Origin of the sequence: Acinetobacter towneri DSM 14962 = CIP 107472, assembly GCF_000368785.1 — a bacterium.
GTDB lineage: Bacteria > Pseudomonadota > Gammaproteobacteria > Pseudomonadales > Moraxellaceae > Acinetobacter > Acinetobacter towneri.
Genome location: NZ_KB849690.1, coordinates 72,253 through 89,284 on the forward strand (window position 1 = coordinate 72,253; position 17,032 = coordinate 89,284).

The 17,032-nt window shown below is 42.0% G+C and carries 19 protein-coding genes; 14 read left to right on the plus strand and 5 right to left on the minus strand.

What is annotated here, in order from left to right; translation table 11 throughout:
* Positions 1 to 125: 125 nt before the first annotated feature.
* The 5 genes from F947_RS07605 (at position 126) to F947_RS07625 (ending at position 4,860) form a co-directional block, all read left to right on the plus strand.
* Positions 126 to 668 (plus strand): ankyrin repeat domain-containing protein, encoded by a 543-nt coding sequence (locus tag F947_RS07605; protein WP_004974192.1) that lies wholly within the window; start codon positions 126 to 128, stop codon positions 666 to 668.
* 16 nt (positions 669 to 684) lie between these two features.
* Positions 685 to 1,455, plus strand: a complete 771-nt coding sequence (locus F947_RS07610) for a transporter (protein ID WP_004974200.1) — start codon at positions 685 to 687, stop codon at positions 1,453 to 1,455.
* Between the two features lie 165 nt (positions 1,456 to 1,620).
* The gene (gene dsbD / locus F947_RS07615; RefSeq protein ID WP_026438349.1) at positions 1,621 to 3,453 is read left to right on the plus strand and encodes a protein-disulfide reductase DsbD; all 1,833 of its coding nucleotides are present in this window, start codon (positions 1,621 to 1,623) and stop codon (positions 3,451 to 3,453) included.
* Positions 3,450 to 4,130: a glutathione S-transferase family protein gene (locus F947_RS07620; protein ID WP_004974204.1), complete on the plus strand. Its 681-nt coding sequence runs from the start codon at positions 3,450 to 3,452 to the stop codon at positions 4,128 to 4,130. Before dsbD ends, F947_RS07620 begins: the two co-directional genes overlap by 4 nt.
* A 166-nt stretch (positions 4,131 to 4,296) precedes the next feature.
* The gene (locus F947_RS07625; RefSeq protein ID WP_004974205.1) at positions 4,297 to 4,860 is read left to right on the plus strand and encodes an FMN-dependent NADH-azoreductase; all 564 of its coding nucleotides are present in this window, start codon (positions 4,297 to 4,299) and stop codon (positions 4,858 to 4,860) included.
* Between the two features lie 107 nt (positions 4,861 to 4,967).
* Here the strand turns inward: F947_RS07625 and F947_RS07630 are convergent, their stop codons facing one another.
* On the minus strand, positions 4,968 to 5,879 hold the full coding sequence (locus F947_RS07630; protein ID WP_004974206.1) for an alpha/beta hydrolase: 912 nt from the start codon (positions 5,877 to 5,879) through the stop codon (positions 4,968 to 4,970).
* Positions 5,880 to 6,033: 154 nt separating this feature from the next.
* Here F947_RS07630 and F947_RS07635 point away from each other — a divergent pair, with 154 nt between their 5' ends.
* Positions 6,034 to 6,471, plus strand: a complete 438-nt coding sequence (locus F947_RS07635) for a DUF2147 domain-containing protein (protein WP_004974208.1) — start codon at positions 6,034 to 6,036, stop codon at positions 6,469 to 6,471.
* Between the two features lie 95 nt (positions 6,472 to 6,566).
* Here F947_RS07635 and F947_RS07640 read toward each other — a convergent pair whose 3' ends face one another.
* Positions 6,567 to 6,914, minus strand: coding sequence for a Spx/MgsR family RNA polymerase-binding regulatory protein (locus F947_RS07640; RefSeq protein ID WP_026438350.1), 348 nt, complete (start codon positions 6,912 to 6,914; stop codon positions 6,567 to 6,569).
* An 853-nt stretch (positions 6,915 to 7,767) separates the two neighbouring features.
* The gene (locus tag F947_RS07645; RefSeq protein ID WP_004974212.1) at positions 7,768 to 8,586 is read right to left on the minus strand and encodes an exodeoxyribonuclease III; all 819 of its coding nucleotides are present in this window, start codon (positions 8,584 to 8,586) and stop codon (positions 7,768 to 7,770) included.
* A 39-nt stretch (positions 8,587 to 8,625) separates the two neighbouring features.
* Here F947_RS07645 and pyrE point away from each other — a divergent pair, with 39 nt between their 5' ends.
* Genes pyrE through F947_RS07660 form a run of 3 tightly spaced genes read left to right on the plus strand, consistent with a single transcriptional unit; the run spans position 8,626 to position 10,040 of the window.
* On the plus strand, positions 8,626 to 9,276 hold the full coding sequence (pyrE, locus tag F947_RS07650; RefSeq protein WP_004974213.1) for an orotate phosphoribosyltransferase: 651 nt from the start codon (positions 8,626 to 8,628) through the stop codon (positions 9,274 to 9,276).
* Positions 9,277 to 9,331: 55 nt separating this feature from the next.
* The gene (locus F947_RS07655) at positions 9,332 to 9,784 is read left to right on the plus strand and encodes a hypothetical protein (RefSeq protein WP_004974216.1); all 453 of its coding nucleotides are present in this window, start codon (positions 9,332 to 9,334) and stop codon (positions 9,782 to 9,784) included.
* Positions 9,753 to 10,040, plus strand: coding sequence for a hypothetical protein (locus F947_RS07660; protein WP_004974218.1), 288 nt, complete (start codon positions 9,753 to 9,755; stop codon positions 10,038 to 10,040). The genes F947_RS07655 and F947_RS07660 overlap by 32 nt, the downstream gene beginning before the upstream one ends.
* An 8-nt stretch (positions 10,041 to 10,048) precedes the next feature.
* On the opposite strand, the gene F947_RS07665 is transcribed toward F947_RS07660, so the two are convergent.
* Entirely contained in the window at positions 10,049 to 10,927 is an 879-nt protein-coding gene (locus tag F947_RS07665) for a viperin family antiviral radical SAM protein (protein ID WP_004974219.1), read from the minus strand.
* An 85-nt stretch (positions 10,928 to 11,012) separates the two neighbouring features.
* Positions 11,013 to 11,210: a DUF3565 domain-containing protein gene (locus tag F947_RS07670; protein WP_004974221.1), complete on the minus strand. Its 198-nt coding sequence runs from the start codon at positions 11,208 to 11,210 to the stop codon at positions 11,013 to 11,015.
* A 116-nt stretch (positions 11,211 to 11,326) separates the two neighbouring features.
* Between F947_RS07670 and gshB the strand changes: the two genes are divergently transcribed.
* The 5 genes from gshB to F947_RS07695 all read left to right on the plus strand — a co-directional run bounded on the left by gshB (position 11,327) and on the right by F947_RS07695 (position 16,989).
* Positions 11,327 to 12,271, plus strand: a complete 945-nt coding sequence (gene gshB / locus F947_RS07675; RefSeq protein ID WP_004974228.1) for a glutathione synthase — start codon at positions 11,327 to 11,329, stop codon at positions 12,269 to 12,271.
* A 319-nt stretch (positions 12,272 to 12,590) separates the two neighbouring features.
* On the plus strand, positions 12,591 to 13,694 hold the full coding sequence (gene murG, locus F947_RS07680) for an undecaprenyldiphospho-muramoylpentapeptide beta-N-acetylglucosaminyltransferase (RefSeq protein ID WP_004974229.1): 1,104 nt from the start codon (positions 12,591 to 12,593) through the stop codon (positions 13,692 to 13,694).
* A 3-nt stretch (positions 13,695 to 13,697) separates the two neighbouring features.
* A complete protein-coding gene (gene murC / locus F947_RS07685; protein WP_004974230.1) occupies positions 13,698 to 15,146 on the plus strand; it encodes a UDP-N-acetylmuramate--L-alanine ligase in 1,449 nt (482 codons plus the stop codon).
* Between the two features lie 56 nt (positions 15,147 to 15,202).
* Positions 15,203 to 16,132 (plus strand): D-alanine--D-alanine ligase, encoded by a 930-nt coding sequence (locus F947_RS07690; RefSeq protein ID WP_004974232.1) that lies wholly within the window; start codon positions 15,203 to 15,205, stop codon positions 16,130 to 16,132.
* 2 nt (positions 16,133 to 16,134) lie between these two features.
* Positions 16,135 to 16,989, plus strand: a complete 855-nt coding sequence (locus F947_RS07695) for a cell division protein FtsQ/DivIB (RefSeq protein ID WP_004974235.1) — start codon at positions 16,135 to 16,137, stop codon at positions 16,987 to 16,989.
* Positions 16,990 to 17,032: the final 43 nt, after the last annotated feature.

The window sequence follows — 17,032 nt, forward strand, 5'->3', positions numbered from 1 at the left end:
GCTTTTTTGTGTTTGCATGCAGCCAATGCACTAAATTCACGATTTGCTGACATTTATCTCATACAAATGTCGCTTTATTGGGCATAATAGTTCTAAATTAAACATTGAATAAGAGAGCTCTCTGCATGTTAACTGCGCAACAACAAGTCTTGGTGCAAGCAATAGAAGAATTAGACCTTGCCCAAGTGCAACGCCTATTGGCAGACGGTTTAGACCCTAACTTTATGGATGCCGAAAAAGGCCCTGTAATTTCAGTCTGGTCAGATGGTTTATTTCAATGGTGGGAAAAAGTCTGCGAAGCATATGAAGCAGGTCAGCCACTCACAGAGCAGCAAAAACAGCAAGATTTGCAAGTGCATTTAGATATTTTAGAGGCCTTGATTCAAGCCAAAGTGAATTTGCATTTATGGGATGCCGAAGAAATTTACGGCCCATTGTGGGATGCGGCTTCTGCAGCATGTGTTCCTGCGGTACAGCGTTTATTAGATGAAAAAGTCGATCCGAACAGCAAAGATGAAGATGGTTTAACGATTTTATCTTCAATTAGTGATTTATTGTTTGATTGTGATTTTGATGAAATTCAGTGGTCGGATGCTTTGCTAGAAGAACAGCAGACTTTAGAATTGTTGCGTCGTTATGGCGCAAAAATGAGCAAAGAATTGGCCTAAGAGCAGAGATAAAAATATGTCAGCATTAAAAACAGTTGGGTTAATCGTGGCGGCAGGCATCAGCATGCAGGTGAGCGCGGCAGATTTTGAGTTTGATCGTCCTGGTGCAGGAATGAGTACGGGTATTACACCTGTAGGGAAACTGGCTTGGGAACAGGCTTTGCCACGTGCAAGTTATCAAGAAAGTAACGATGCTTCGGGCGAAAAAGTTAAAACTACTCGCCTTAATGCTGACATGCTGTTACGTACAGGTTTGGCGCAAGATTTAGAGTTACAGCTGGGCTGGCAAGGGCCTGCATGGAGCAAAAGCAAAACTGCAGGTCAATCGGTTGAAGATGATGGTTTGGGTGATGTCAGCATTGGTTTAAAACAAGCCATTGACTTAAATGATGACAAACTTTCTATGGCCGTGTTGTTGCAAGCGCTAATTGCCACAGGCAATGATGGCTTTAGCGAAGAAGATGATATTTATAGCTTGGGTACGGCAGTCAGCTATCAATACAGTGAGCTGTTAAAAACAGGCATCAACATGCGTTACGATGTACAAAATAGCGATTGGGCGGTTACAGCAATTCCCAATATTCAGTATCGTTTAAGCGATCAATGGTCAGGTTTTTCAGAATTGGTCTATCGTAAAGCAGAAAGTCAGGACAATGAATATGGCTTAACTTCGGGGGTGATTTACGCACTGAATGAACGCACTCAGCTGGATGCCAGTGTCGGTGTAGATTTAGACGGTGCAGATAAAAGTTACCATGCAGGTTTAGGTATGGCGTTCTTGTTCTAAGCCATTTAAACCATTTAAAGCTTTAAAATACGTTGTATGTTGCAGCAGGCTAAACTCATCAAGCTTGCTGCAGATTCGTTTTCATCCTAATAAAGTTCATGCCGAGGCGAGCAGAACATGAAGCAGTCCTTATTTCAGACCTTTTGGCAAGCTGCTGTTGATCTAATGGCTGATATTTTTCGCTATATGAATAGGGGCTTATCTTGTCTGCTCGCAAGTCTACTTTTATTGTGTTCGCTAAGCCTACACGCAGAAGCACCTTTACTCCCACCCGAACAAGCCTTTCAGTTTAGCGTTGAATCGGTCAATCCCCAACAAGCCGAACTGCGCTGGAACATGCCTGAACAGTATTATTTGTATCAGCATCAATTTAAGGTTGAGCATGGACAGCAAATACTGGCTTTAGAGTTGCCTCCCGCAGAAGATGTTTATGATGAAAACTATGGACATACTCAGGTTTATTATCAACAAGTCAGTTTTAAAATTCCCACGCAGGCTGCACAGCGCTATCAAGTGAGCTGGCAAGGTTGTGCGCAAGATCGACTTTGTTATCCACCACAGCGCATTGAATTTCAGACAGACAGCACTGGTTTGGTGATTTTAGACAATCAAAGCGCAGCACAAAAAAATCTGTGGGGTGGACACAGTAACCCAACCCAGAATGTGTTTTCGACAACACCTGCCAATTCCACGCTAGCATCCTCAACAAGTGTTGCGACAGCGCAACCCATCACTGCACAAGATCAAATGTGGTCAGAAAAACTGGCACAGAGTTCATTTGCTTATGGCTTGCTACTGTTTTTTGGTTTAGGGGTTTTATTGGCCTTTACTCCATGTTCTTTGCCGATGTTGCCCATTTTGACCTCCTTGTTGGTGCGTGAACATAAAGGTGTCAAAGCGTGGACGATTACTCTGGTTTTTGTCTGTAGCATGGCAATGGTTTATGCCATATTGGGTTTAATTGCGTCATCCGCAGGTTTGAATTTTCAGCGTTGGTTACAACAACCTGCTACTTTAATTGCCTTTAGTTTACTGTTTGTGTTGTTTGTCTTAAATTTGTTTGGACTGTTTGAGATCAAGTTACCACGTGCTTGGGTCAACCGACTCGATCAGGCACAATCCATGCAAAAAGGCGGTAATTTGGCGGGTGCTGCACTCATGGGCATGTTGTCGGCACTTTTGGTCGGCCCGTGTATGACTGCACCACTGGCAGGGGCGTTATTGTTTATTTCACAAACCCAAAGTCAGATGCAGGGGGCGTTGCTGTTATTTACGCTCGGTTTTGGTATGGGTACGCCGTTATTATTGGCCAGTGTGCTTGGGGCAAAAGCTTTACCACGCGCAGGTTTGTGGATGCATCAAGTCAAAGTGCTGTTTGCCTTTATTATGTTGGCATTGGCGTTGTATTTCATTCGTCCGTTATTGGGTGAAGCATGGATGCAATGGCTTAGTTTGGCACTTGGAGTGGGTTTTGTCGGCTATGTGCTGCATCGTTTGAGTGGCTATCATGGTACGCTGCGGGCGATTTATCTGAGTGCGTTATTGGTGGTGGTGCCGTATCTGATTTATAACCAATATCAACACAGCCAGCGTTTTTGGCAGCAGGAAAACGATGCGGTTTTAGAATGGCACCGTGCAACGACTGCAACGGAATTACAACAGTTACTTGCCCAAGCTCCGAAAAATCAGCGCATGATTATAGATGTCTATGCCGATTGGTGTGTGGCGTGCCGTCCGATTGAGCAACAGGTATTGACATCTTCCACTGTAAAACAGGCACTTGCAGAATTTTATTTAATTAAACTCGATTTAAGCCATTACGATGCCAGTCATCAAGCTTTGCTGAATAAATGGGAAATTTTAGGGCCACCTACCTTTTTATTTTTGGATGCACAACAACAAGAAATTCGCAGTCTGCGTTTAACGGGTGCGTTTAACGAAAGCACCTTGTTAAATCAACTGCAGCAACTTCAAACCACACAGGAGTCATCGCCATGATGCAGCTGTATATTGCCAATAAAAATTATTCGAGCTGGTCGATGCGCCCGTGGTTGGTACTGAAGGCGTTTGATTTGGCTTTTGAAGAAATACAACTGAACTTTCCATGCGAGCGTGGTGAGGGTAATTTTAAACAGCAGGTGCTGGCAGTGAACTCAAACGGTAAAGTACCTGCTTTATTGCATGATGGATTATTGGTCTGGGATTCTCTTGCCATTTGTGAATATTTGGCTGAGCAATTTCCAGAGCAAGCCCTGTGGCCACGTAATGCACAACAACGCGCTTGGGCACGCAGTATTTGTGCAGAAATGCACAGCGGTTTTACAGATTTACGCAGTTTATGTGGGATGAATATTCGCGCCAATTTAGCGGAAGTTGGCGCAAAATTATGGCAAGAACATGCAGGTTTGAGGCAGGATGTGGCTCGCATTGAACAGATTTGGGCAACACGCCCAACTGTAGGTGGCTTTTTATGTGGTGAATTCAGCATTGCCGATGCCTTTTATGCCCCTGTGGTGACACGTTTTATGACTTATGCTTTGCCCGTGAGCGCAGAAAGTCAGCAGTATATGCAACTGGTGATGCAGCATCCTGCTATGCGCGCTTGGGTACACGCCGCATCACAAGAAGCAATGTGGGTCAATTATTTAGAGCCTTATCAAAAACCAGCAAAATGACTTGGAAAAAGCAGGATTAGGAAAAATACTGCGGAAGTTTTTGTGCGGTAAAGTGGTCTTTTTTGTTCCAAAAATAAAACATAGTGTCTTAGTTTTCCCAATTATTCTATTTACGCTGCACGATTAAAATAGCGTTATTAAATGAATACAAGATTGGAACATCCCCATGAAAATTTTACACATCGACTCGAGTATTTTAGGTGAAAACTCAGTTTCACGTCAGTTAAGCCAAGCGATTGTGCAACAATTGACTGCAAAAAATAGCAATGCACAGGTCGATTATTTAGATTTGGCACAACAGCCGATTCCGCACTTAACTGCCGAAATTTTAATGGGGCAGGATGCAGAACAAGCGGCTTTGGGTGAAAAAATCATCCAACAATATATTGATGCCGATGTCGTGGTGGTGGGTGCAGCCATGTATAACTTTGGTTTGACTTCAACTTTAAAAGCATGGATTGATCGCATCAGCGTGGCAGGTAAAACCTTTAAATATACCGAGCAAGGGCCTGTAGGCTTGGCGGGTGAGAAAAAAGCCTATATCGCCAGTAGCCGTGGCGGTGTGTATGGTGATAACAGCCCTGCCGATTTTCAGGAAGATTTCTTGAAAACCATCTTCAACTTTACAGGGGTGAATGATGTAGAAATTATTCGCGCTGAAGGGGTGAGTATGTCGGAATTTAAAGACCAAGCTGTTGCCAATGCGATGCAAAAAATTCAGGCGATTTAACCCACTATTTCAATAAAAAAAGCTCAGTGCCTTGAGGGTGCTGAGCTTTTTTTATATAGATGGATCGGCTAAAAGGGTTGGTTAGCAAAGCCTTGTTATGGTTGAACTTAGCTCTGATCTTGCCGATGTGCAAACTCTGCTAAATCTGCCAATGCACGTTTGGCTTCTTCAAACCACGGTGAAAACATTTGAAAATTGTGCCACATACCCGTGTAGAGTTTGTAATGCACTTCTACGCCTGCCTGTTCGGCTTTTTCTTTAAAACGTGTTGCATCATCCAGCAAAATTTCTTTAGAGCCAATTTGTACTAAAACTGGTGGTAATTCGTGTAAATCATCAAACAATGGCGAAATTTGCGGGTCTGCCCGATCAAGTTCAGGCGGTACATAGTAATCAATGCCTGTTTCCAGCGTTTCAATTGACAGCAGGGCATCATGCTTGCTGTTATAACGCAAGGATTCACTGGTGAGGGTTAAATCTAAAAATGGTGACAGCAGCATTAAGCCACTCACTTGCGGCAATTGCTCATCACGTATTTTTAAAGCTAGCGCCAACGCTAAATTTGCACCGCAAGAATCTCCTGACAAAATAATATCTTTGGCGTGTATACCTTGCGCCAACAGACTTTGATAGACATCAAACACGGCTTCCAAAGCATGTGGAAAAGGATGCTCAGGTGCAAGCGGATAATCGACATGAATCACTTGCATTTGGGTGCGTGCCGCAACTTGACTCAAAAATGCTCGATGGGTATTTAACGAACCCAGAAAAAAAGCCCCGCCATGAATATGAAAAATGAGCTGTGTTGCAGCATTCTGTGGTTTTAATTCTTCGGCATGCAGACCTGCTAAACGCAGCGCGCGTACCTGCACCGACTTTTGCATGGGAAATAAACGGCACATTTGTTCTAGTGCAAAACGTACAGAATTGGGGGGTAAATTAAATTGGCTTGGTTTGCGAATGGTGGTTTTTAAAAACTGCTCTGTAATAATTTGTTTCCACATGGGGTTAATCTTCATGATTTTTCCATCTTGTTCTTTATTTGATCGGATATTTGTGTATTTACCAACATAATTTACAAGGGTACACTAAACGGTCACATTCAAAAATTGCAAATTTGTTGTGACTTTTTAATAATAAAGTTGTCTGATAGTAGACCAGGGAAACAAAACAATGAAAAAAATTGCACTTGCATTCGGGCTGTTAGGTTTAAGCGCTTTGGCCAATGCTGCAGATCCGCTTAACGGCACAGTTTGGAAAACAATTGACGACAAAACCAAACAACCCAAAGCCACGGTAAGATTTACTGAGCAAAAAAATGGAACTTTAACCGCAAGCATTCAGTCAATTTTAACGCCTGGTGAAGAAAATGCCTGTACAAAATGTGAAGGTCCGTATCACAACAAATCACTCAAAGGTTTGACCATTGTTCGCGGTCTGAAAAATACAGGCGGCACGAGCTACGATGGTGGTTCAATTCTTGACCCGCAAACAGGTAAAACCTACAAGCTAAAAGGTAAACTTGCCGATGGTGGTAAGAAACTGGAATTGCGTGGTTTCATTGGTGTAGCGGCATTGGGTCGTAACCAAACATGGATTCGTGCGAACTAAGCATGTATTCCACCTGTGCAGTTGAAATCATATTGCACAGGATATAAAAAAACCTGCTCCATGTGAGCAGGTTTTTTATTGGTATTTTTTTAAACTTAACCTAAAGCACGATAAGCCGCTTCATCAAAACCCGCAATAAAGCCTGATTCAGTTTTTAAGACAGGACGTTTAATTAAACTGGTGTGAGTGCAAAGTGCTTCAATTAAGTTGGCTTCACTGGCCAAAGCAGCTTGCTGTTCTGCTTCGCTGAGTTTGCGCCAAGTGGTGCCTTTTTTATTCAGTACTACATCTTGCCCAAGCGCATCTAACCAACTTTTGACAGTGTCGGCATCGATCCCTTGTTTTTTATAATCGTGAAACTCATAACTTAGCCCCAATTCATTGAGTAAATCGAAGGCTTTTTTCATTGAATTGCAGTTCTTAATCCCATAAATTTTTAACATATTTTTTTCACGTTAATATCATCAAACTGGCTATAGCCTAGCCCAAAACAGCGCTAAGTGCTAGAAACTTGCAGTGAACAATGATTGGCTGTTTAAATGGTATGTGTCATCAATACGTCATACCGATGTCACCAAATTGACACTTGATCGCTCTAAAATGGGACGCATAAACAGAAAAAAATGAAAAACTTGATAAGAACAGACTTTAGTGAAAATAAAAAATACAGTGAAGAACAACAGTAACAGCGCAAAACAGAAAATAAGATGATAAAAAGAGAAAACCCGCATTTAATCATCCTGATTATGCGGGTCTCATTTTAACGTCCATTGTTACATCCTTGAAACTAACCAAAACCAGTTAGTTTATTTTCCATCCTTCGGCTTCCAATCCTTTTGTGTCATCCTGACTGTCCCTTTGCCGTGATGCAATAATGCGCTGAATCGACTTGAAGATAAATACACAAAGTCGACAGATTATGTGCGAATTGAACCTCAGTTGAGTGAACAACTGTTCACTCGTGTAGGCTGTGAAATTTGTGTGAATAAGGGACTATTGACAATTCGTCTATGTTTGCGACGACGCATATTTTTAGCTGATATAAGGCATGGGACAGGAAATTTAGCCATTCTAAATGACTGGCACATAACGCAATAGCAGCAAAAAAATATGCTCGTCCTTCGCTGCGCCTTGCGCTGCAAACAAAGCAGTGCTTGTTTTTGCTCAGGCTGTGGCTAAAACTTTCTCAGATTGCGTTATGAAACTTGGCAATAGACCCACTATTCCCTGCGTTTCATGCCTGATCTGCTCAGTTTTAGCCTACAGCGCAAACCATTTATGAAATGTCAATAGACCCTAAATCTTATAATCAATAATCACGGGAGCATGGTCACTAAACCATTCTTCTTTATACACCCAAGCATTGACAGTGCGTGCTTTCCAGTCGGGTGAACAGGCATGATAATCAATCCGCCAACCAACGTTCTTGGCACGGGCTTGCCCGCGATTTGACCACCAAGAATACAACTCTGCTTCATGGCGTACTTCACGGAAGGTATCGACATAGCCCAAGTCATTATAAATATGATCTAACCATGCACGTTCATGCGGTAAGCAACCTGAAGACTTTTGGTTACCTGACCAGTTTTTAATATCAATGCGCTTATGCACAATGTTGTAATCGCCACAGACAATGATCGATTTATTGTCTTCACGCCACTGTTTTAGAATTTTTTGATACTCTTCTAAAAAGTGATCTTTCCGCATTTGGGCTTCTTCACCTGAAGAGCCAGAAGGCAAATACAGTGAACAGATGTAAATTGGGTGATCCAGTCCTACATCAAATTCAGCACTGATAAAGCGACCCTGAGAATCGGCCAATTCAAAGCCTAAACCATTTTGCACAGAAACAAACGGCAAACGGCTATAAATAGCTGTCCCTGCGTAGCCTGCGCGTTCTGCAGGGAAAAGATGCGTGTGCCAGCCTTCTGGCTTAAATTTATCGGTCCATTGGGCGTGTGTGATGCGGCTTTCCTGCATGCAAATCACGTCTGCTTCAGACTTTTCCAACCATTCGAGTAAGCCTTTGCTTATCGATGAACGCAACCCATTGACGTTAATTGAAACCACTCGAAGAATTTTTTGATCACTCGGATAGCTACTCTTTGGTATCATGCTCAGGTCTTACCTCAATGTATTAATTTGGAGCACCTCATGACATCGCCAGCTCAATTTAACCCGCAAGCTTTTATCGAACTCGCCTTATCACGTGGTGTGCTTAAATTTGGTGAGTTTACTTTAAAATCGGGTCGTGTGAGTCCTTATTTTTTTAATGCAGGTTTGTTGAATGATGGCGAAGCTTTATCCCTATTGGCTTCGGGCTATGCAGATCAACTCATGAAATGCAAAAACGTAGATGTTATTTTTGGGCCTGCTTATAAAGGTATTCCTTTTGTAGCAGCTACAGCAGTGGCTTTATCACAAAATCATGGCGTAAGTGTGCCGTGGGGTTTTAACCGTAAAGAAGCCAAAGACCATGGTGAAGGTGGTGTGTTGGTGGGTGCTGCAGTTGAGGGTAAAAAAGTATGGATTATTGATGATGTGATCACTGCGGGTACCGCTATTCGTGAAGTGGTGACCATTTTGAAAAATGCAGGTGCACAAATTGCGGGTGTATTGGTCGCTTTAGACCGTCAAGAAAAAGGTCAGGGCGATTTGTCTGCGATTCAGGAAGTGCAAAAAGAGTTGGAAATTCCTGTGCATGCTTTAATTACCATGAAAGATTTAATGAATTATTTAGATGTCAAAGGTGAAAAAGAGGCCTTGGCGAAAATGGAAGCATACCGTGTGAAGTATGGTATCTAAATCATTATTTTTTATATAAAATAGGGTGTTTTATCACCCTTTTTTTATTTTTATTATGTCTGAATTAGAAAAGTATGCGTATATACGTTGCCCGAAATGTGGACGTGATAACAGGTTAATCATCGACTCTCGAAAAACAGGTCTTTACCAATGTGGCGGTTGTCAATCTCATTTAATGTTTTATGGTACAGAAAAACAGCATAAGTATAAAAATTGGATTTGGGCTACATTAATAGGGTTGCCAGTAGCTTTTATGGGATATAAAAGTTTGGTAGATAATAATTCATGGACGGATAAAAATATTCAAAAATTTGAAAAAGCATGTGAGGCTAGAATATTCCAAACATCCAATTTAAGCTTGTTAGAAACAGAACAGTATTGTGAATGTGTGATAAATAAGCTTATTCAAATTGATTATGACAAAGTGGTGAAATCTACACAATATTATATGAATCGATCACAGGGGGAATGCCGAAGTGGTAGGCAGCAGTACAGAGGTTACCGATAAATTTAATACTCTTCTAGAGCAATGTTATAAAGGTAATTTAAGAGAATTTTGTTCTGAATTTGATGTGAAAAATCGAGGGGAAAGTTTTTACAAAAGAGTACAAAAAGCTAGACATCGCATGATGAATCAGAGTATCAGTCAGGAAACAATTGATGAGTTTAAAAAATATATTGTATTTATGGAATTTAAGTTATTAGAACAAGAGTGTTCTTGGGATGAAAAAAAAGCTCTTATGGAGTTTAAGAGCTTCTTCTAACTTTTTAATTAAAAGATTTTTTTATAACGATTGACAAATTTTTGAGAATCAAATTTTATTTGCTTTAATGCAGTTTCTGCTGAAACTTGCCATAATGGAGAACTATATTTATACCCACTCGTGTAACCATTTTGAAAAAAACGTCCTAGTGGATCAATCATTAAATATGATTCAGTCATATCATTATTATTCTCTGAACTGATAATAGACTTGAAGCTTGAGTGTTTTTCAATAAATTGATGAAACTCTTGCTCTGTGATATCTAATTTATTTGAATAAACAGGTAAAAGTTTAAAAATTTTCCATTTATTAGGTTGGATTTGAGAAATAAAGTAGCTTAAATCCTCAGATGCGTTGAGCTTATTGACGACAGTATTAATTTTTATTTCTATCATAGGGTTATACTTTTTAATTTTATTGATAGCTGTTAAAACTTGAGACGGATTAAAGGTATTTTGCTTAGATGTACGTCCAATAGCTAAATTGGTGTATTCATTTATAGAATCTACACTAATACCTAATGACGAAAAATTCTGAGCAATAAACTTCATATCAATTTCATTGAATAGACTGCCATTAGTAATCGCAGAAAGCCTGAAATTATACTTTTTTGATAAATTGATAATATTTTTCAATTGTTTCATATAAAGAAAAGTCTCGCCTCCGACTAAATTGAGACGTAATTGATCAAAATAAACGGTTTGACTTGATTTGTTTAATATATGTCTAATGTTTTCAATTTGCTCAATTAGAGTTTCAATTTTTATTTGAGAGTGCAAAACCTCTTTACTATCGCTATCCCATTTTGCGAAGCAATAATCACACTTGTAGTTGCATGCTTCTGTAATATGCCAGTTTACTACGAGTTCTTTAGTTAATTTTGGCATTTCAGTTTCCCCTTTAAATTGTTTTGGATGTAACAAATTTAATTGAGAAATATTATTGTATCGGAGACACTAAGGAGACAGTGATTTAGATTGGTGTCTCCTCCTCACACTTCTTACACTCGAGCATCACCCCCAACTTTTCCTTGCGCCCTTGCTCTGTGATTACCCACGGGCGGTTTTGCCACGGCGGATTATGCCGCACATGCTGCCCGTGACCGCAGGCCAAATCTGCGACCCAATCATTTTCTTCATCTAAATGAAAACCAATAATTGCTTGTTGCATCGCGTACTCCCAAGTGCATGATGATTGTGGATGAAGCGTTACGAAAATTGCAGCAAAACCAAAGCCAAACTCCGCTATACTTTTGCTTATTCAATTCTTCAAAAGAGCACCGAAATATGCGCGTACTTGTTGTGATGGATCCCATCGAAAGTGTCAATTTGAAAAAAGACTCAACCATGGCGATGTTATGGGCGGCAAGCCGTCGTGGGCATACCTTGGGCTATGCATTACAGCAAGACTTATATATTGATCAGGGCAAGGCATTTGGTCTGATTGCATCGCTCAAAGTCTTTGAAGATTATAACCATTATTACGAATTGGGCGAAAAACGCAAAGAATCCTTAGCTGATTATGATGTCATTCTCATGCGTAAAGACCCGCCTTTTGACATGAATTTCGTTTATACCACATATATTTTAGAGCAAGCTGAACGCGAAGGCGCATGGATCATCAACAAGCCGCAAAGCCTGCGTGACTGTAATGAAAAGCTGTTTGCGACTCAATTCCCAGAACTACAAGTTCCGACATTGGTCACTTCACAACAAAGCCTGATTCGTGAATTTATTCAGCAACATGGTGATGTGATCGTTAAACCGCTCGATGGCATGGGTGGCATGGGAATTTTCCGTTTGTACCAAGATGGGGTCAATATTGGCTCAACCATTGAAATTCTGACCAACAACGGCACTCAGCCAATCATGGCGCAGCGCTATATTCCAGAAATTGTAGATGGTGATAAACGCATCCTCATGGTTAATGGTGAGCCTGTGCCTTATTGTTTGGCACGAATTCCACAAAATGGCGAAGTGCGTGGCAACTTAGCTGCAGGTGGTTTAGGCGAAGCACGTCCATTGACTGAAAATGACAAAGCCATTGCCGCCAAAGTCGGGCCATTTTTACGTGAAAAAGGCTTGGTTTTTGTCGGATTAGATGTGATTGGCAACTATGTCACTGAAATCAACGTGACCAGTCCAACGTGTATTCGTGAAATTGATGCACAGTTTGGTACATCCATTGCCGATGATTTATTTACCGTACTTGAAGCAGGTCGTCCCAACTAAGTTTGGGCTTTATGCTCACTGTATCAATACAAAAGCCGTTTTCTATTTGAAAGCGGCCTTGTTTTTAGAGACGTGGATACAAAAAACAACTTAAACACTTTGCAAAATAGATCAATCAAAGCAGGTAAAATTGAATAAAACTTAACATTTTCCGTAGATTAATAATAAAACTAGTTTAAACTTGAAAATCTGTAGAAAAAAACAATCAAGCACTTGGTGAAAAAAAGTAAATAACCTTTCAAGCCCATGCGTTTGTGATTACAATTGATAGCTTATACAAGATTTTTATTTGCCTTATTTTGAGTTGAAGAATTAAACCGTGACTGACGCACAGCAACAACAGCCTAAACATGTCATGATGATGGCCGCAGGTACAGGTGGACATGTTTTTCCCGCTTTGGCCGTCGCAAAACAATTACAGCAACAAGGGATTCAAGTGTCATGGTTGGCGACCCCAACGGGCATGGAAAATCGTCTGCTTAAAAATCATAATATCCCAATTTACCAAATTAATATTCAAGGTGTACGTGGCAACGGTTTGATCCGTAAACTGGCTGCACCATTTAAAATTTTAGGCGCAACGCTCAGTGCTGTGCGTTACATGAAGCAATTAAAAGTTGATGCTGTTGCAGGTTTTGGTGGTTATGTGGCAGGGCCAGGTGGCTTGGCAGCACGTGCTTTGGGTATTCCTGTGCTGATTCACGAACAAAATGCAGTTGCGGGTTTTACCAACACTCAATTGTCACGTGTGGCAAAAACCGTGTGTCAGGCTTTCCCAAATACCTTTCCAAACAGTAACAAAATTGTCACCACAGGCAACCCTGTTCGTGAAGAAATCACTGCGACCTTAAGCCCTGCATGGCGCTATCAGGAACGTGAAAAAGCAGGCTTGCCAATTCGTATTTTAATTGTGGGTGGTTCACTAGGTGCACAAGCCTTAAATGAATGTGTACCTGAAGCGTTAAAGCAACTAAATGTCGCTTTAGATGTTTATCATCAATGTGGGCAAAACCATGCCGAAGCGACGCAGGCACGTTATGCACACAAGCCTGACCACTTACAGGTTGAGGTACAGCCTTTTATTGAAGATATGGCCAAAGCCTATAGTGATGCCGATTTAATTATTTGTCGTGCGGGCGCACTCACGGTAACCGAGGTCGCGACTGCAGGTGTTGCAGCAGTATTTGTACCATTGCCTAGTGCGGTGGATGATCACCAAACTGCCAATGCCAAGTTTTTAGCCGATCTTGGTGCAGCAAAAATCTGTCCGCAAGCCAGCATGACACCTGAAAGTTTAACAACATTATTAACCCCGTTAATGAATCGTCAATTGTTGTCTGAAATGGCGGTCAAAGCCCGTCAGCAGGCGCAGCCTGATGCAACTCAACACGTAGTTCGTCTTATTCAAGCATTGTTCGAGTAAAATATGTCTCCATCTACACCCGCTGATCAAGCGAAAAAATTAATCAAAGTGCCTGAAATGCGCCGTATCAAACACATTCATTTTGTGGGTATTGGTGGCGCGGGGATGTGTGGTATTGCCGAAGTCTTGAAAAACCAAGGCTATAAAGTGTCGGGTTCAGACATCAAAGCTTCAAAAACCACAGCGCAATTAGAAGAAAACGGCATCAAGGTTTATATTGGGCATGCGGCAGAGAATATTAAAGGCGCCAATGTGTTGGTGGTGTCTACTGCAATTGACCCAGAAAACCCAGAAATTAAAACAGCAATTGACACCCGTATTCCTGTGGTGCGTCGTGCTGAAATGCTGGGCGAGTTGATGCGTTACCGTCATGGTATTGCAGTCGCGGGTACACATGGTAAAACCACCACTACCAGTTTAATCACCTGTATGTTGGCCGAAGAAAACATGGATCCAACTTACGTGATTGGTGGTTTGCTAAACCGTACTGGGGTCAATGCAGCATTGGGTGCTAGCCGTTATATCGTGGCAGAAGCCGATGAATCTGATGCATCGTTCTTATTCCTAGAGCCAATGGCGGCTGTGGTGACCAATATTGATGCCGACCACATGGACACCTATGGTGGTAGTTTCGATACCTTAAAAGATACCTTTATTCAATTTTTGCACAAACTGCCATTCTACGGTTTGGCTGTGGTGTGTGGTGATGATGCCAATATTCGTGAAATCATGCCGCGTATCGGGCGCTCTGTATTGACCTATGGTTTTAATGAAGACAACGATATTCGTGCCGTTGATGTTGATCAAGACGGTATGCGCACACACTTTACTGTACTGCGTAAAGACCGCGAACCGTTACGCGTGACGGTGAATCAACCGGGGCTGCATAACGTATTGAATGCCTTGGCTGCAATTGGAATTGCCACCGATGAAGGCGTTTCTGATGGTGCAATTTGCCGTGCTTTGGAAGGCTTTAGCGGTGTCGGTCGTCGTTTCCAAGTACAAGGTGAGTTTGCGGTAGCAGACGGCAATGTGAAATTGGTAGATGACTACGGACATCACCCGAAAGAAGTGGAAGCCACCATTAAAGCTGCGCGTCAAAGTCATCCTGATCGCCGTTTGGTGATGTTGTTCCAGCCACACCGTTTTAGTCGCACCCGTGACTGTTTTGATGACTTTGTGGAAGTGTTGTCACAAGTCGATCAATTGTTATTGCTCGATGTTTATCCTGCGGGTGAAAAACCAATTGTTGGCGCAGATAGCCGTACTTTGGCACGCAGTATTCGTTTGCGTGGTCAGGTTGAGCCAATTTTGGTCGATCCAAATGACGGCAACCTACCGAATATTGTGAAACAAGTGTTACAGGCCAATGACTTGTTATTGACCCAAGGTGCAGGTAATGTGGGGGCGATTTCAATCGAGCTTGCACAAAACCATTTATATTTAAAATAATCACAACCTGTGATGTTTGAATTTGATCGACCAGTTTAAAGTTTAAGGATATAAACGTGTCAAATGCTTCAAAGTTCGGCAAAGTTGCCGTGTTATTGGGTGGAAAATCTGCTGAGCGTGAGGTTTCTCTAGACAGCGGTCAAGCAGTACTCGAAGCACTGCTACGTTCTGGGGTCAATGCAGAAGCATTTGATCCACAAACACGTAGCGTGACCGAATTGGTCAATTATGATCGTGCCTTTATTGTGTTACACGGGCGCGGTGGTGAAGATGGTCAAATTCAAGGTGTTTTGGAATGGTTGAATATTCCATACACGGGTACGGGCGTGCAAGGTTCAGCCATTGGCATGGACAAAGTGAAGACCAAGCAAATTTGGCAAGGTTCTGACTTGCCAACTGCGCCATATCGTATTGTTAGCAAAGATTCCAATATTGAAGACGTGGTTGCCGAATTGGGTTTACCACTCATCATCAAGCCTGTACATGAAGGTTCAAGTATTGGCATGAGCAAAGTCGAAAAAGTAGAAGACTTTGCCGATGCTGTAGCGAAAGCAACTGCACATGACGCTATTGTTATGGCTGAAAAATGGATTACAGGACGTGAATTTACCATCGTGCTGTTAAATGGTCAGGCTTTACCGATTATTCGTTTAGAACCACCGAAAGATGTGGCGTTCTATGATTATGAAGCCAAATATCAACGTAATGATGTGCAATACGGTATTCCGTGTGGTTTAAGCACTGCCGAAGAGCAACAGTTACAAGCTTTGGCATTACGTGCCTTCCAAGCCGTGGGTGCAAGTGGCTGGGGTCGTATTGATGCCATGCAAGATGAGAACGGCAATTTCTGGCTATTGGAAGTGAATACCGTGCCGGGAATGACCAGCCACTCTTTAGTTCCGAAAGCGGCAAATGCAGTCGGCTATAGTTTTGATGAGCTGTGTGTGGCAATTTTGGCACAAACCCTTACAGGTGAAGCACACTAAATATGGCTCAACTTCCTGCATCCTTGCGCCGTAAACGGGCAGCGATTACCTCGATTCATGACAAACCGCCAACAGCCAAAGAAAAGCTGATTCATTTTGGCGGTTGGGTAATGCTGTGCGTTGCGGTGCTCGTGTTGGCAGTGGGTGCGTACGGGCTATACAAAGTCATGACCGATGCACAAATTGCCAAGCTAGATGTAGTGGGTACACGTTCAGATGCTGAACACCGCCAAGTGATGACGCATGTGAACCCTGTAATGACCAAGAACTATTTCACCTCTGACCTAGAGCAAATCCGCGATACCGCTTTGGAGTTGTCTTGGGTAGATCGAGTGGTGGTTTCACGTGCGTGGCCGAATGCTATTCGTGTGCGGGTTATGCCGCGTCATCCAATTGCACGTTGGGGGACAGGTCGTTTGCTCAGTGACAGCGGTGAAGTCTTTACCGAGGTCACGCCACAAAATAATCAACATTTACCGTTATTACACGGGCCAACGCATCAATCTAAAATGATGATGCGTCGTTATAATGAAATTAACCAATTATTCTTACCCGTCAACGATCGTTTAAAAGAACTATATTTAACAGAACGTATGACGTGGTTTATGCAGTTTGATTCAGGTCTACGTGTTATTGTAGATAAAGATCAAACCATGAGTAAGCTGCAGCGCTTGGGGCATCTTGCACAAAGTGATTTGAAACCTGTATGGTCTAAAATATCCGCCATCGATTTGCGTTATCGCAATGGTTTAGCCATTCAATGGAAAAACTCAATTCCGCCAAAAATTGCAAATGGTCACTTTGTTGTAACGATTGATGACACAAGCATTGCAGAGGGAATAAGAGCAAAGCCATAATATTGGGCTTTAAAAAAATAGAGGCATTAAGCCATAAATTAAA